This is a genomic window from Pseudomonas fluorescens (assembly GCF_041354075.1).
GTDB classification, from domain to species: domain Bacteria; phylum Pseudomonadota; class Gammaproteobacteria; order Pseudomonadales; family Pseudomonadaceae; genus Aquipseudomonas; species Aquipseudomonas fluorescens_CE.
Genome location: NZ_JARZGC010000030.1, coordinates 11,412 through 25,583, shown reverse-complemented (window position 1 = coordinate 25,583; position 14,172 = coordinate 11,412). Strand labels below are relative to the sequence as shown.

Genomic DNA, 14,172 nt, shown 5'->3' with positions numbered 1-14,172 from the left:
ATCTATAAAAGGTAAGGATCATCAGGCCCGTGCACGCTCATTGCCGTTGACTGTGGATTGCACTGAAGCATTCGAGGCTTCAAGGGCACGACCACGGGTCTCGGGCAGGCAAAGTGCAGCGATCACCGCCACGCCATAAGCGATCCCGGCGTCGATGCCGATTGCGGACCCCAAGGACATGGAATCGCTCATGTGGCCAACCAGGAAGGGAAATACAGCGGAGAGCACCCGGCCGAAGTTGTAGCAGAAACCGACGCCGGCACCGCGCACATCTGCGGGGTACAGTTCGTTGAACAGTGCGCCGAGGCTCGCCGGAATGCCGGCAGCGAAGAAACCGAGCGGGAATCCCAGGAACAGCATCTGGGTGTTGGTCAGTGGCAGGAACACATAACACTGCACCGTGATCACACAGCACAGCGCGAACAGGACGATGTTTTTGCGACGGCCAATGCGGTCGATCAACAAGCCGCTGACCACACATCCGCACCAAAAGGCGAAGATGATCACCGCCAGATAACCACCGGAGTTCAGCACCGAGAGGTTGCGCTCGGTCTTGAGGAATGTAGGCAGCCAGGTCATCACCGCGTGATAACCACCGTGCGCGCCCAAACCGAGCAAACTGCCGAACAGCGTCACGCGAATCAGTTCAGGACGAAAGATCCCTGCCAGGGATTTGAAGAAGCTCTGGGGGATCACGTTTTCTTTTTGCAGACGCTGAAAGCTGTCCGGCTCTTCGACGTTACGGCGCACCCAGATGATCAGGAACGATGGCAGCAACCCGACGACGAACATCACGCGCCACGCCATGTCCTGTGGCACCAGGGAATAGATCAGCGCAAACACGCCGACTGCCAGGCCCCAACCCACGGCCCAGGCACTTTGCACCGTGCCCATGACCTTGCCACGAAATTTGGGGTTGATGGTTTCGGCCATCAGTACCGCACCGGCGGCCCATTCACCACCGATGCCGAAACCTTGCAGCGCCTTGACGATCAGCAACTGATGGAAACCGGTGACAAACGCGGACAGAAAGGTGAAGAACGAGAACCAGACAATCATCCACTGCAACGTGCGCACCCGGCCATAGCGGTCGGATAACGTCCCCCCTACCCAACCGCCGATGGCCGAGGTGACCAGCGTCACGCCGCTGATCAACCCGGCATCGCCCTTGGTCAAGGCAAACGCGGCGATCAAGGCCGGAATGGCCAAGCCAAACATCTGCACTTCCAGTGCGTCGAGCGACCAGCCGCCGAAGCAGGCCCAAAACGTTTTGCGCTCCCGAGGAGTGACTTGGCGGTACCAGCTGAACATGATTTTTATCCTTGTCGGTGGAACATGAGGCAGCCGAGAGCGAACCGCGCCGCTACGGGGCCGATTTTGGCAGTCAAACAGGAAACGGGCGGCGACCGGCTCGCCGCCGGGCAATCGTTACAGGCGCATGGCTTAACGAATGTCCACGCTGTACCGGAAGTGCTGCGCGTGCCCGCGAGAGCGCCTCCATTCCAGGGGCGCACCGGCGTAATCGCGTGCCAGACGCTCGATCACCACCACCGGACTGTTAACCGGTACGTGCAGCAATCGTGCATGCACGTCATTCACCGATTCAGCGGTCAGGGTTTCTTCGGCACTGGCGACCACCTGGCCACACACTTGCTCGTAGATCGGATACAGCAGCGGCCCCTGCTCGCGCAGATCGATGTCCAGCAGCGGTTGAAACCGGTCCCGCGGCAACCAGATCTCTTCGGCGAGCACGGGTTTAACATCCAGCAGTCGAACACGGACTATTCGAATAACTGGCGCGTTGACCGGCAACCCTAACGCTTGAGCCACAGCCGAAGGTGCAGTCACCGGTTCAATGGACAGGATGCGACTTTCCGGCACCTGGCGTTCACCGGCAGCGGTCTGGAAACGGAAAAATCGAAACAGCGAGGATTGGAACTGTGGCCGGCGAATGAAGGTGCCTCGGCCTTGCTGCCGCTCGAGAATACCTTCGGTCACCAACGAATCGACAGCCTTGCGCACCGTACCCGTGGAGAGCTGGTATTCCGCTGACAATGCGGCTTCAGTCGGTATCGCCTCGCCCGGGCGCCAACGGTTATTGGCGATCTGCTCGACCAGGTGGTCTCGCAGGCGCTGATACAGCGGCAGGCGAACATCACTGGACAGTGTATTCATCGACTTTATTCACCTTGTTGTCTAGTCATCTATATGAATATGGGGCGAGTATTTCCTCAGGCAACGGATCTGTCAAGCAAGGTCACGACAGGTTGACCAGCGGTGGGCTGCGTGGCGAGTGCAGGTATGGCTCACGACAGGTTCATGAAAAGGTTTTCCTACGGGGCCCCTGCCCGATCAGTCCCTGCTCGGTTTGGGTATCGCGATACGGCTGCTGGTCTTGACCTCGCGCAACGCCAGGCTGGACTGGATGGACGCAATACCGACCTGACGCCTGAGCACCTGCTCGATGAAGTCGCTGTAGCTGTCCAGATCCTCCGCCAACACCTGAAGCACATAATCAGAGTCTCCGGTGATCTTGTGGCAGGACAGCACCTCGGGCAATTGCGCGATCACTGCCTCGAACGCATCCGGGGCGTGATCGGCGTGGGTGGAAAAGCGGATGTGCACGAACGCCATGATATCCAGCCCGAGCATGCGTCGGTCCAGGTTGGCTTGGTAGCCCTTGATGACCCCCGCCTCCTCCATTCTCTTGCGCCGTCGCCAGCAAGGCGTAAGGCTCAACGAAAGTCGCTCACTGAGTTCGGCGTTGGAAATACTCGCGTCCTCCTGCAACAACTCAAGAATCGCCAGGTCGGTCTCGTCCAGGCTGATGCGTTTGGATGTTTTTTTCTTCATGGAGCAATTCCTTGGTAAAAACGCCCGATTAATCTAACAAAGCACGAAAACAAAGCAAAGAAAGCGCGACCAAGCCGGAACAGAATATTTCCACCGGCTCACATCAACGGATGCGCAGAATGTTTACAGTTTTCAGTGATTCCCACCGTTTGCACCACGGCACCGAATTGAAGGACGGCGTGCTCAAGCCGTCGTTCGAGCAACCCAGTCGGGCCGATACCGTGCATCACCGCGTCAAGCAGGTCGGCCTTGGCCAGATAGTCGAACCGCGGGTGTTCGATCGGTCGTGCTACGTCAATGCGCACAGCGAGCGCTACGTGAGCTTTCTGGAGAGCGCCTGGACCGAATGGTGCGCAACCGGACGCACCCACGATGCCTTGCCATTGGTATGGCCAGTGCGTGATCTGGCCAACGAGCACGTGCCGACGTTCATTGACGGCAAGCTCGGTTTCTATGCCATGGACGCCGGTTCACCGATCACCGCCACCACCTGGCAAGCGGTGAAAACCAGTGCCGATATCGCCCTGACAGGCCTGGCCCTGATCGACGAGGGCCACGACAGTGCCTTCGCCCTTTGTCGCCCACCCGGCCATCACGCGGCGCGTGAATACATGGGCGGTTATTGCTATCTCAACAACGCCGCCATTGCTGCCCAGCAGGCCATTACTCGAGGCGCGAAACGAGTGGCGGTACTGGACGTCGACTTTCATCACGGCAACGGCACCCAGAACATTTTTTATGCGCGCAACGACGTGATGTTCGTCTCGTTGCACGGCGAGCCAACGGTGTCTTACCCCTACTACTCGGGGTTCAGCCATGAAGTCGGCGCCGGGGTTGGCGAAGGCTACAACCTCAATTACCCATTGCCGAAAAACACCACCTGGGAAACCTACCGCAACGCCCTGCTCGATGCCTGCCGGAAACTCCAGCAGTTTGCGCCTGAGGTCCTGGTGATTTCACTGGGTGTCGACACGTTCAAGGACGACCCCATCAGCCACTTCCTGCTGGAAAGTGACGACTTCATCGGGATCGGCGAGCTCATCGCGAGCGTTGGCTGCCCCACCCTGTTCGTGATGGAAGGCGGCTACATGGTCGATGAAATCGGGATCAATGCGGTGAATGTACTGCACGGTTTCGAGAGCAAACGCGCCTGAGCCTTCCAGCGCTCTACAAGGTTTCAATGACTGAATCGGAGAACAACAACATGACTCTTTTTATCGATGTCGATGATGCCGCGCGCCTGTTCAACCAGGTCGGAATCCGTCGGGCCATCCGCGAGATGGCGGCCTACATCGAAGCGGACTATGCCCGCTGGGCGCAGTTCGACAAGTCGCCGCGCACTGCCAATCACTCCGCAGCCGGTGTGATCGAATTGATGCCCACCGATGATGGCCAGCAGTATTCGTTCAAATACGTGAATGGCCACCCGGACAATGGCCAGAGGAGTTTGCTGACGGTCATGGCGTTCGGCCTTTTGGCCGATGTCCACAGTGGCTATCCAACCTTGCTCAGCGAACTGACGCTGACCACCGCCGTGCGCACGGCTGCCACCTCCGCCCTGGTGGCGAAGTCCCTGGCGCGCCCGGGTGCAACCTCGATGGCAATCATTGGCAATGGCGCCCAGAGTGAGTTCCAGGCGCTCGCTTTTCACGAAATGCTGGGCATCAGTGAAATCCGTATCTTCGATATCGATCACGACGCATCGCTCAAGTTGAAGCACAACCTCGCCGCCTTCCCGGCGATCAAAGTGATCCTGGCCAGCTCCATTCAGGAAGCGGTCAAGGGCGCTCACATCGTCACCACCGTCACTGCCGACAAGGCCTACGCGACGATCCTGACACCCGAGATGATCGAACCCGGCATGCACATCAACGCCGTCGGCGGTGATTGCCCCGGCAAAACCGAACTGCACGCCGACATCCTGCGCAACGCCCGGGTCATCGTCGAATTCGAGCCGCAAACGCGGATTGAAGGCGACATTCAGCAGCTGGAAGCCGATTCGCCCGTGGTCGAATTTTTCCGGATTGTGCTGGGCGAGGATGCGGGGCGCGAGAACGATGCACAGGTCACGGTGTTCGATTCGGTGGGCTTTGCGCTGGAGGACTTTTCTTCCTTGCGCTACCTGCACGCCTTGGCACAGGCGTATCAAATCGGCGAGCACATCCATCTCGTGCCAACCCCTCAGAACATCAAAAACCTCTACCAGATGCTTGATCCGCAACCGGCTCAAGCCGCGCACCGGCGCGCAGCCAACTGATCCACGCAGTCTGCCCGCCGGCCACCCGCCGGCGGGCCGCTCCCCGGTCAACAAGGTCGGTCCACCGCCGTCAATAGCCGTTGCATCCCTGACAAGAACGCTCGACACCCACTTTCTGCCAAAACTCAAAAACATAAAATCAAGAGGTTTTGTAATGAAATCGAACCCAACGGGGCTGGTTGAACAGCCCGCGCTGCAGCGCACGCTCAATAATCGTCATATCCAGTTGATGGCCATGGGAGGCGCGATCGGTACAGGCCTGTTCATGGGCTCAGGCAAGATCATCGCCCTCTCCGGCACGTCGATCATCCTCATCTACATGATCATTGGCCTGTTCGTTTTTTTCGTCATGCGTGCCATGGGCGAAATGCTGCTGTCCAACTTGAACTTCAAAACCTTCGCGGATTTTGCCGGCGCCTACCTGGGCCCGCGCGCGGCCTTCTTTCTAGGCTGGTCGTACTGGCTGAGCTGGAGCGTCGCGGTCATCGGCGATGCCGTCGTGGTCGGCGGGTTTTTCCAGTACTGGTTTCCCGATGTGCCTGCCTGGATACCGGCAATCGGTATGCTGGCGACACTGTTCGCCCTGAACGTGCTGACGGTCAGGCTTTTCGGTGAAGTGGAATTCTGGTTCGCGATCATCAAGATCATTGCCGTCGTCACACTGATTGGTGTCAGCCTGGTACTGATCGCCAGCTCCTTCGTCTCCCCCAGTGGTGTCACGGCATCCTTGAGTCACCTGGTGGATAAACAGGCGGCCTTCCCTAACGGCCTGTTCGGTTTCTTCGCCGGTTTCCAGATGGCCATTTTCTCGTTCGCCGGCACCGAGCTGATCGGCACTGCGGCCGCTGAGACCCGCTCCCCGGAGAAGACCCTGCCCAAGGCCATCAACTCCATTCCCCTGCGAATCATCCTGTTCTATGTGCTGGCCTTGACCTGCATTATTGCCGTAACGTCCTGGCAGCAGGTTTCTCCGGTCAAAAGCCCTTTTGTCGAACTGTTTCTGGTGGCAGGTTTTCCCGCAGCCGCCGGCATCGTCAATTTCGTGGTACTGACCTCCGCCGCCTCGTCGGCCAATAGTGGCGTGTTCTCATCCAGCCGCATGCTGTTCGGGCTGGCCAACCAGGACAACGCTCCGGGCGTATTCCGCCGACTTTCGGGCAATAGCGTGCCGCTGCTGAGCCTGGCGTTCACCACGCTGTTGATGCTGGTCGGTGTACTGGTGCTGTTTATCGTTCCGGAAGTCATGACGGCGTTCACCATCGTCTCGACCGTGTCGGCGATCCTGGTGATTTTCACCTGGTCGACCATCCTGGCATCCTATATCGCCTATCGTAAAAAGCGCCCTGAGCTGCACGCGACATCGGTTTACAAGATGCCGGGCGGTGTGCCGATGGCCTGGTTTTCCCTGGCCTTCCTGGGCTTTGTTCTGTGTCTGCTGGGATTGCGCCCCGACACCCGTATCGCCTTGATGGTCATGCCGGGGTGGTTCGTCTGGTTGGCGATTGCCTACCAGCTGACCCGCGTCTGGAAGCCTAAATCGGCGACGGAGTCAGCGGGTCAGTTCAGTTGAATCGCCTGGCTTCTTTAGACATTGAAAAATGGTCGAAGGGTTGAGTCATTGCCCGGGGTGCTGACAACCATACGATGTGGCGTCAAGCCAACAGCGGATAGTCGATGTACCCCTTGGCGTCACCGCCAAAAAAGCTGTTGCCGTCGGCTCCGTTGAGCGCGTGGCGACCCCGCAGGCGCGCCGGCAAATCCGGGTTGGCAATGAACGGGCGACCAAAAGCGATCAGGTCGGCGCGGCCCTGGGCGATGGCCTGTTCGGCGGTTTCGCCGGTGTAACCGCCTGCCAGCATCAGCACACCGTGGAAGTCTGCGCGCAGCTGCTGGATGATGGCGTCCCAGCGTGGGTCATTGGACTCGTCGAGTACGGTGCCGACCATCATCGGTTCGACCAGGTGCAGGTACGCGAGATTCCAGTCATTGAGCCGGGAGGCAATATAGCCAAAGGTTTGTTCCGGAGTTTCATCGCCCATGCCCATGAAACGTCCCATGGGTGTCAGACGCACCGCAACGCGCTCGGCTCCCACTTCTGCCGTGATCGCCTCTACCACCTCCAGCAATAACCGCGCGCGGTTTTCGATACTGCCACCGTAGCGATCACTGCGCTGATTGCTCGCGCTGTTGATGAACTGGTCGAGCAGATAACCATTGCCGGCGTGAATTTCTACACCGTCCATGCCGGCCAGCAGCGCATTGCGCGCAGCCTTGCGGAAGTCGGCGACGATCGCTTCGATCCCGGCAATGTCCAGTTCTTGAGATACGGGCACATCGCCCCAGACGCCCTCTCCTTTCTCGTTGAGGATGAAGGTCTTGCCAGGGACCGCCTGCGCGGTGGGGGCGACCGGCAAGCCGCCGTTGGGTTGGAACACCGGGTGCGACACCCTCCCCACATGCCACAGTTGAAGGAAAATGCGTCCGCCCTCCTCGTGCACGGCTTTGCTGACAGCTTTCCAGCCCTGAATCTGCTCGTCGCTATGGATGCCGGGGGTCCAGGCGTAACCCTGGCCCTGCTGCGAAATCTGCGTCGCTTCGGTGATGATCAATGCAGCACTGGCACGCTGGCGGTAGTACTCGACGTTCATCGAGGTCGGAACGTTGCCCGGCTGACCCGCACGTGAGCGAGTCAGAGGAGCCATGGCAACGCGATGCGCGAGGCTGAACGGGCCGAGCTTGATTGGGCTGAACAAGTGCTGGGGCATGATGAATTCCGTGGTTGAGTGTCTGCTCACAAAGGTAGGCATTCATCTCTTGTCAGAGAATCCACCGGCTGCGCAACGGTGCTTTTCGCGAAACGCAACGCTTACGGATCTTCGATCCCTCAATGTGCACGTCTGGCCGAGATCCCTGTGGGAGCTGGCTTGCCAGCGATGGCGGTGGGTCAGTCGACAATGATGTTGAAGCTGCTGGCCTCTTCGCTGGCAAGCCAGCTCCCACAGGTATCGAGGTGTTACCGAATGGTTCGAACGCCCCATAATTCTGTAGGAGCGAGCATGCTCGCGATGGAAACCCAGCCACCGCTCGCCTTCAGACACCCCGCACCACTGGATTTATCGGCCTTCGATTTCAACCAGCGAACCCAGGGCCTCGCGCAACACCCGGGTTTTCTCCTCGGACAAACGCGCCAGCGGGCGCCGGGGCTGGCCGGCGTCGTAACCGGTCAATTGGGCGCCGGCGTAAACCGATTGCACGTAATTGCCCTGCCAGATCAATGACATCAACGGTTCCAGCTGCTTCCAGATTTCCCGCGTTTGGTCCCAGCGCTTCTCACGGGCGGCGCGGACCAGCGCCACGCAGGTTTTCGGTGCCAGGTTGGCACCGCCCCAGATCAAGCCCGCACAACCGGCAAACAACGCATACGGCACCAGTGGATCAGCCCCATTGATCACCGGTAACCCGGTACGAATCAACGACGCCTGCGCGGCGAGGTCGCCGCTGCTGTCCTTCACCGCCACCATATTGCCGATCTCGCAAAGCTGTCGCAGCAACCCCGGCGTGACCTCAACGCCCACCGCCTGCGGCACGTTGTAGCCGATCACCGGCAGGCCTGCGCTCGCCACGGCGGTATAGAAATCGAGGATGCCCTGATCATCGGTCGGCCCCTCGAAAAACGGCGGCAAGACCATCACCCCATCGGCGCCTGCATCCGCAGCGCGTTGGGTGCGCTCGATCACGTCGTCGACCAGCAGCGCCGAAGTCTGTGCAATGATCCGCGCCCGACCGCCAATAATGTTCGCACCGCAGGCAATCAGCTCGCTTGATTCCTCCTTCGACAGATACACATGCATGCCCGTCCCCGAGCTCAGCACGAAGCCGTCGACACCGGCCTCCAGATAGCGCTCGATCAATTGACCAAAACGCACGAGATCAATTTTGCCCTGGTGGTCGAACGGCGTAGTGATGGCAAGGTTCAGGCCGGCAAACGGGAAATCGGACATCGCTTCAAACCTCATGCGGGGTCGGTTCAGCAGAGCAACCGAGTGGGTAGGCAAGCGCAGCCTAGACGCGAAAATGGCCGCTGTCCCGCGCTATCTTGCGCTGGCGTCCAAACCTTCCATGAGTTGTCCCGATCGTTATATTGCCGGCCCTGCGCCGATGCGATAGTGCTGAAAAAACAGGGAACCGGCCGCATGTACAGAAACACTTCCACCCCAGCAGACGACAACGGTTGTGCCTGGTTCCACTTGAGCCCGGCGCGCACACCGCGCCCTGCTCACAGCGGCCGCACTCAGGCGCGCTGGGCAGTGCTCGGCGCCGGGTTTACCGGCCTGGCCGCCGCGCGCCAGCTGGCATTGAGATTCCCCGACGATGAAGTCGTGCTGATCGAGGGCCAGGAAGTCGGCTTCGGCGCTTCAGGGCGCAACTCGGGCTTTGCCATCGACCTGCCCCACGACATCGGCGCGCCGGACTACATCGGCGATCTGGCGACGGCGCGCATGAACCTGAAGATGAACCACTTCGCCCAGGCGCAGATCCGCGCCCTGGTGGCCGAGCATGGCATCGACTGCCAGATTCGCCCGGACGGCAAATACCAGGCGGCGGTCGAAGACAAGGGCCTGGCCGTGCTGGCCGCCTACCGCAGCGGCCTGGACAAACTCGATCAACCCTACGAAATGATCGACGCCCGTGACCTGCCCGGGCATCTGGGCACCTCGTTCTATCGTCAGGCACTTTACACCCCGGGCACCCTGCTGCTGCAACCGGCCGCCCTGGCCCGCGGCCTGGCCGACAGCCTGCCGGCCAACGTCAGCCTGTACGAGCACACCGTCATCACCCGCCTGGAACAGGGTGACAAGATCACCCTGCACCACGCCAACGGCGCAATCGTCGCCGACGACCTGTTGCTGTGCAACAACGCCTTCGCGTCCCACTTCGGCTTTCTGCCGGGGCGCCTGTTGCCGATCTTCACCTACGCCAGCATGACCCGGCCGATGACCGAAGCTGAACAGGCACGCCTGGGCGGCAAGGACACCTGGGGGATCATCCCCGCCGACCCTTTTGGCACCACGTTGCGCCGTACGCCGGACCAGCGCCTGCTGGTGCGCAACAGTTTCAGTTTCAACGCCAGCGGCCAGGCCCGGCAAAAGTATCTGGACCGTGCTGCGCGTCAGCACCGCGCCTCGTTCGAGCGTCGTTTCCCGATGTTGCCGGATATGGCGTTCGACTACACCTGGGGCGGCGCGATGTGCCTGTCGCGCAACCATCTTTCCTACTTCGGCAGCCTGGCGCCACGGGTTCACGGGGCGTTGTGCTGCAATGGCCTGGGCATCACCCGGGGCACCGCCACGGGCACCTTGCTGGCCAACTGGCTGAGCGGCGAGCGCAGCGAGCTGACCGACTTTCTGCTCTCCTCTCCCGGCCCCAACCGCAACCCGCCGGAACCGTTGCTGAGCGTAGGCGTCAATCTGAATTTGAACTGGGGCCAGCGCCGCGCCGGCCTTGAGGCCTGAGGAGGCAACATGCAGAGTCTGGGCATTCTGGGCGTTGGCGAACTGACCGAAACCATCGTCCGTGGTTTGCGCCGCAGCGGCTTCGACGGGCCGATCAGGCTGTCACCGCGCAACGCCGCCAAAGCCCGGGCGCTGGCGGCCGAGCTGGCCTGCGAAGTGATGCCGGACAATCAGGCGGTGGTCGACAACGCCGACATGCTGCTGCTGGGGGTGCGCCCCGACAAAGTGCCGGAGCTGGCCCGCGAAATCCGTTTGAAAGACGACCAGCGCCTGTTGTCACTGGTCGCCGGCCTGCATTTGCGTACGTTGCAGGAAACCTTCCCCGGCGCCCGTTGCGTGCGGGTCATGCTGTCCTGCGCCGCGCAATTCAACCAGACCACCGTGGTCGTCTATCCGCCTGACCCGGCCACCCAGTCGCGGCTTGGCCCGCTCGGTTCACTGGTGGTGATGGACGACGAAGCGGCGTTCGAACTGGCGACCGTGGCCGCGTGCATGAACGGCTGGTTCTATTTCCTGCTGCACGATCTGCAGCACTGGCTGGTGGACAAGGGCCTGCCCGCAGAGCAGGCGCGGACCCTGGTGCTGGGCAACCTGCAGGATTGTGTCGCCAGTGCCCGCGCCCGGCCCGATCAAACCCTCAAAGCCATGGGCGAGGCCATCGCCACGCCCGGCACGTTCACGGCCACCGGCCTCGACGTGCTTCACCACCAACCGGGCAGCGCAACCTGGGCGGCCGCCTGTGAAGTGGTGTTCGACGCCCTGCTCAACCGCGCCCCGCGTTAAAGCTCGGGGTCCAGCCCCACCCGCTCCGCCAGACGTTCGCCATTGAAGCGTTCCACTTCATGGCGGCGCTTGCGGAAGCTGTACGGGGTTTCGCCGAACTGCTTGCGGAACCACAGGATGAAGTGCGACGCGTCGGAGAAGCCGCTGGCCAGGGCGATGGTGGTGATGTTCTGGCTGGTGTTCACCAGCAATCGCCGGGCGTGGTCCAGACGCAACTTGCGCCAATAGTTGGCCGGCGGCTCCTGAGTATTGGCGACGAATTCACGGTGCAGTTGGCGCGGGTGCGTACCGACCGCTTCAGCCACCGCCTTGAGCGACAGCGACACGTCCAGGTTGTCACGCATGAAGGCAATCGCGCGTTCCACCCGATCATTCTGGTAGACCTTGCCCGCCTGCTCCTCTTCATCCGCCCGTTCTTCCACCAGCAGGTATTCCAGGCCTTTCTGCGCGCGCACTTCACCGCAATGACGGCGAATCAGGCTGGCAGCGAGGTCGATGGCCGTACCGCCCGGGCAGGTGATGATGCCGCGATCGTCGACATAGCTCTTGTCGATCACCGCCGTTGCCTTGGGGAACAGCTCCTCGAATTCTTCGCGGATGGTGAAATGCACCGCGCAGCGACGACCGTCCAGCAGCCCGGCCTTGCCCAGCACGAAAGACGCCGAACACAGCGCGATGATCGGGATGTTCGCCGCGTGCACGTCGCGCAGGGCGTCGAGCAGCCATTCGGGAGGATTGCGCGTCTCGCCCAGCAGACCGCCGGCAATCACGACGTAGTCGTACTGGGCCCACAAGTTCAACGGTCGCGTGGGTGAAATCGGCATGCCGCAGCTGGCGCTGATGGGTTGGTCATTGCAGGTCATCCAGTCCCATTGGCAATACACCTGCTGGCTGCGGAACGACTTGTCGGCGGCAAAGCGCAGGGAATCGACCAACCCGGCGACCGGCACCAGGGTGAACTGGTTCAACAGCACGAAACCGACTCGAAGGTCCGGTTTTACCTCTGCGGGCAGTGCGTTCAAGGTGGCTCTCCAGAACCGCCGGGTCACTCCGGCATGGGCTCATTCTATGCCCGGTCAGGCGTCCGGCCTATCATATAAAGACCGCTATTTCGTATGTGAAGGACAATCCGGGCGTTTCCCGACTCCGGCGTTCTATCAATTGTCATGCCCGTAATAGCGGGCAGCGTGCGGCGCTGAGCATCATGGCCGGCAGACCAACAACAAAGGATTTGCAGCGCATGAACCCCGTCACCAAGAGCAGCTACGTCGATGGCGCCTTCCTCCCCACGGACGGCAGCGACCTGCTGGACAACCGCAATCCCTCCAACCCGCAGGACGTGATCGAACGTTTCGTGCGTGCCGACCAGGCGCTGACCGAACAGGCGATCGCCGCTGCCCGCCGCGCCCAACCGGGCTGGGCGCGCAGCAACCCGCAGCACCGCGCCGATGCGCTGGACTTCATTGGCAGCGAGATTCTGGCACGTCGCGAAGAACTGGCCACCCTGCTCGCCCGTGAAGAAGGCAAAGTGGTCCGCGAAGCCATGGGCGAAGTCGAGCGTGCCGGGCGCTCTTTCAAGTTCTACGCCCAGGAAGCCCTGCGTGCCGAGGGCGAGAAATACCAGTCGGTGCGCCAGGACGTCGGCATCGACGTGTTCACCCAACCCCTGGGGGTGATCGGCATCATTGCGCCGTGGAATTTCCCGATCGCCATTCCCGCCTGGAAGATCGCCCCGGCGCTGTGCTTCGGCAACTGCGTGGTGTTCAAACCGGCCGAGCTGGTGCCGTCGTCGGCCTGGGCGCTGGCGGAGATCATTTCCCGCGCAGGCTTGCCGGCGGGCGTGTTCAACCTGCTGATCGGTCCCGGCCGCAGCGTCGGCGATACGCTGATTCGCTCGCCACAGGTCGATGGCATCAGCTTCACCGGCTCCGAGCAGACCGGTCGGCAGATTGCCCGCCTCGCCGCCGAGGGCATGAAAAAGGTGCAGCTGGAAATGGGCGGCAAGAATCCCCTGATCGTGCTCGATGATGCCAATCTGGAACAGGCGGTCGAGGTGGCGCTCAATGGTTCGTTCTACAGCACCGGCCAGCGTTGCACCGCCAGTTCCAGGGTGATCGTCACCGAGGGCATCCATGACGCGTTCGTGGCGCGCCTGGCCGAACGGACCCGTGCACTGAAGGTTGGCGATGCGCTCCAGGCCTCGACCGATATCGGGCCGGTGGTCGATGCCCGACAGTTGGAGCAGAACCTGTCCTACGTCGCCAGTGGTGTCGAGCAAGGCGCGACCCTGGTCTGCGGCGGCGAACGGATCGACAACCCGGCGGGGGCGTACTTGTTCACCCCGGCCTTGTTCAGCAACGTACAGCCCGACATGCGCATCTACCGCGAAGAGATCTTCGGCCCGGTGTTGAGCGTGCTCAAGGTGCGTGATTACGAGCAGGCCTTTGCCGCCGCCGAAGACACCGCGTTTGGCTTGTCGGCCGGCATCGTCACCACCTCGCTGCGCCATGCCGAACACTTCAAGCGCAACAGTTCGGCGGGCATGGTCATGGTCAACCTGCCCACGGCCGGGGTCGACTACCACGTTCCGTTCGGCGGTAACGGGGCTTCCAGCCTGGGCTCGCGAGAGCAAGGGACCCATGCGCGGCAGTTCTTTACCCGGGTCAAGACCACTTACCAGTTGGCCTGAGGCGGGTCGCAACGCCGTTGCGCTCATTCCGGGTGTCGTTTTTTGATGCCCGCGAACGCTCGCGTCGCGATAAGCTG

The 14,172-nt window shown here is 61.3% G+C and carries 12 protein-coding genes; 6 read left to right on the top strand and 6 right to left on the bottom strand.

The window, feature by feature from the left end; genetic code table 11:
• Positions 1-21 precede the first annotated feature (21 nt).
• From QIW53_RS25305 to QIW53_RS25295, 3 genes are all read right to left on the bottom strand, one after another.
• Positions 22-1,311, bottom strand: coding sequence for an MFS transporter (locus QIW53_RS25305; protein WP_371052299.1), 1,290 nt, complete (start codon positions 1,309-1,311; stop codon positions 22-24).
• A 132-nt stretch (positions 1,312-1,443) separates the two neighbouring features.
• A complete protein-coding gene (locus tag QIW53_RS25300; RefSeq protein WP_371052298.1) occupies positions 1,444-2,175 on the bottom strand; it encodes a GntR family transcriptional regulator in 732 nt (243 codons plus the stop codon).
• Between the two features lie 177 nt (positions 2,176-2,352).
• Complete coding sequence (locus QIW53_RS25295) at positions 2,353-2,853, bottom strand: Lrp/AsnC family transcriptional regulator (protein ID WP_371052297.1); 501 nt, start codon at positions 2,851-2,853, stop codon at positions 2,353-2,355.
• A gap of 119 nt (positions 2,854-2,972) precedes the next feature.
• Here QIW53_RS25295 and QIW53_RS25290 point away from each other — a divergent pair, with 119 nt between their 5' ends.
• The 3 genes from QIW53_RS25290 to QIW53_RS25280 all read left to right on the top strand — a co-directional run bounded on the left by QIW53_RS25290 (position 2,973) and on the right by QIW53_RS25280 (position 6,680).
• Positions 2,973-4,007: a histone deacetylase family protein gene (locus tag QIW53_RS25290; RefSeq protein ID WP_371052296.1), complete on the top strand. Its 1,035-nt coding sequence runs from the start codon at positions 2,973-2,975 to the stop codon at positions 4,005-4,007.
• Positions 4,008-4,057: 50 nt separating this feature from the next.
• Complete coding sequence (locus tag QIW53_RS25285; RefSeq protein WP_371052294.1) at positions 4,058-5,110, top strand: ornithine cyclodeaminase; 1,053 nt, start codon at positions 4,058-4,060, stop codon at positions 5,108-5,110.
• Between the two features lie 154 nt (positions 5,111-5,264).
• Positions 5,265-6,680, top strand: coding sequence for an amino acid permease (locus QIW53_RS25280; RefSeq protein WP_371052327.1), 1,416 nt, complete (start codon positions 5,265-5,267; stop codon positions 6,678-6,680).
• An 82-nt stretch (positions 6,681-6,762) separates the two neighbouring features.
• Here the strand turns inward: QIW53_RS25280 and QIW53_RS25275 are convergent, their stop codons facing one another.
• Positions 6,763-7,875 (bottom strand): alkene reductase, encoded by a 1,113-nt coding sequence (locus QIW53_RS25275; protein ID WP_371052292.1) that lies wholly within the window; start codon positions 7,873-7,875, stop codon positions 6,763-6,765.
• 348 nt (positions 7,876-8,223) lie between these two features.
• Positions 8,224-9,111, bottom strand: a complete 888-nt coding sequence (locus QIW53_RS25270) for a dihydrodipicolinate synthase family protein (RefSeq protein WP_371052290.1) — start codon at positions 9,109-9,111, stop codon at positions 8,224-8,226.
• A gap of 192 nt (positions 9,112-9,303) precedes the next feature.
• On the opposite strand from QIW53_RS25270, the gene QIW53_RS25265 reads away from it, so the two are divergent.
• Both QIW53_RS25265 and QIW53_RS25260 read left to right on the top strand, forming a co-directional pair.
• Entirely contained in the window at positions 9,304-10,623 is a 1,320-nt protein-coding gene (locus tag QIW53_RS25265; RefSeq protein ID WP_371052289.1) for an NAD(P)/FAD-dependent oxidoreductase, read from the top strand.
• Positions 10,624-10,632: 9 nt separating this feature from the next.
• Positions 10,633-11,406, top strand: a complete 774-nt coding sequence (locus QIW53_RS25260) for an NAD(P)-binding domain-containing protein (protein WP_371052288.1) — start codon at positions 10,633-10,635, stop codon at positions 11,404-11,406.
• On the opposite strand, the gene QIW53_RS25255 is transcribed toward QIW53_RS25260, so the two are convergent.
• Positions 11,403-12,428, bottom strand: coding sequence for a GlxA family transcriptional regulator (locus QIW53_RS25255; protein ID WP_371052287.1), 1,026 nt, complete (start codon positions 12,426-12,428; stop codon positions 11,403-11,405). The genes QIW53_RS25260 and QIW53_RS25255 overlap by 4 nt on opposite strands.
• A gap of 218 nt (positions 12,429-12,646) precedes the next feature.
• Between QIW53_RS25255 and QIW53_RS25250 the strand changes: the two genes are divergently transcribed.
• Entirely contained in the window at positions 12,647-14,095 is a 1,449-nt protein-coding gene (locus tag QIW53_RS25250; protein ID WP_371052285.1) for an aldehyde dehydrogenase family protein, read from the top strand.
• Positions 14,096-14,172: the final 77 nt, after the last annotated feature.

Coding starts and splice junctions, on each gene's coding strand:
- QIW53_RS25260 (WP_371052288.1), top strand. CDS start 10,633: ATGCAGAGTCTGGGCATTCTGGGCGTTGGCGAACTGACCGAAACCATC.
- QIW53_RS25270 (WP_371052290.1), bottom strand. CDS start 9,111: ATGTCCGATTTCCCGTTTGCCGGCCTGAACCTTGCCATCACTACGCCG.
- QIW53_RS25280 (WP_371052327.1), top strand. CDS start 5,265: ATGAAATCGAACCCAACGGGGCTGGTTGAACAGCCCGCGCTGCAGCGC.
- QIW53_RS25295 (WP_371052297.1), bottom strand. CDS start 2,853: ATGAAGAAAAAAACATCCAAACGCATCAGCCTGGACGAGACCGACCTG.
- QIW53_RS25300 (WP_371052298.1), bottom strand. CDS start 2,175: ATGAATACACTGTCCAGTGATGTTCGCCTGCCGCTGTATCAGCGCCTG.
- QIW53_RS25305 (WP_371052299.1), bottom strand. CDS start 1,311: ATGTTCAGCTGGTACCGCCAAGTCACTCCTCGGGAGCGCAAAACGTTT.
- QIW53_RS25265 (WP_371052289.1), top strand. CDS start 9,304: ATGTACAGAAACACTTCCACCCCAGCAGACGACAACGGTTGTGCCTGG.
- QIW53_RS25290 (WP_371052296.1), top strand. CDS start 2,973: ATGTTTACAGTTTTCAGTGATTCCCACCGTTTGCACCACGGCACCGAA.
- QIW53_RS25285 (WP_371052294.1), top strand. CDS start 4,058: ATGACTCTTTTTATCGATGTCGATGATGCCGCGCGCCTGTTCAACCAG.
- QIW53_RS25275 (WP_371052292.1), bottom strand. CDS start 7,875: ATGCCCCAGCACTTGTTCAGCCCAATCAAGCTCGGCCCGTTCAGCCTC.
- QIW53_RS25250 (WP_371052285.1), top strand. CDS start 12,647: ATGAACCCCGTCACCAAGAGCAGCTACGTCGATGGCGCCTTCCTCCCC.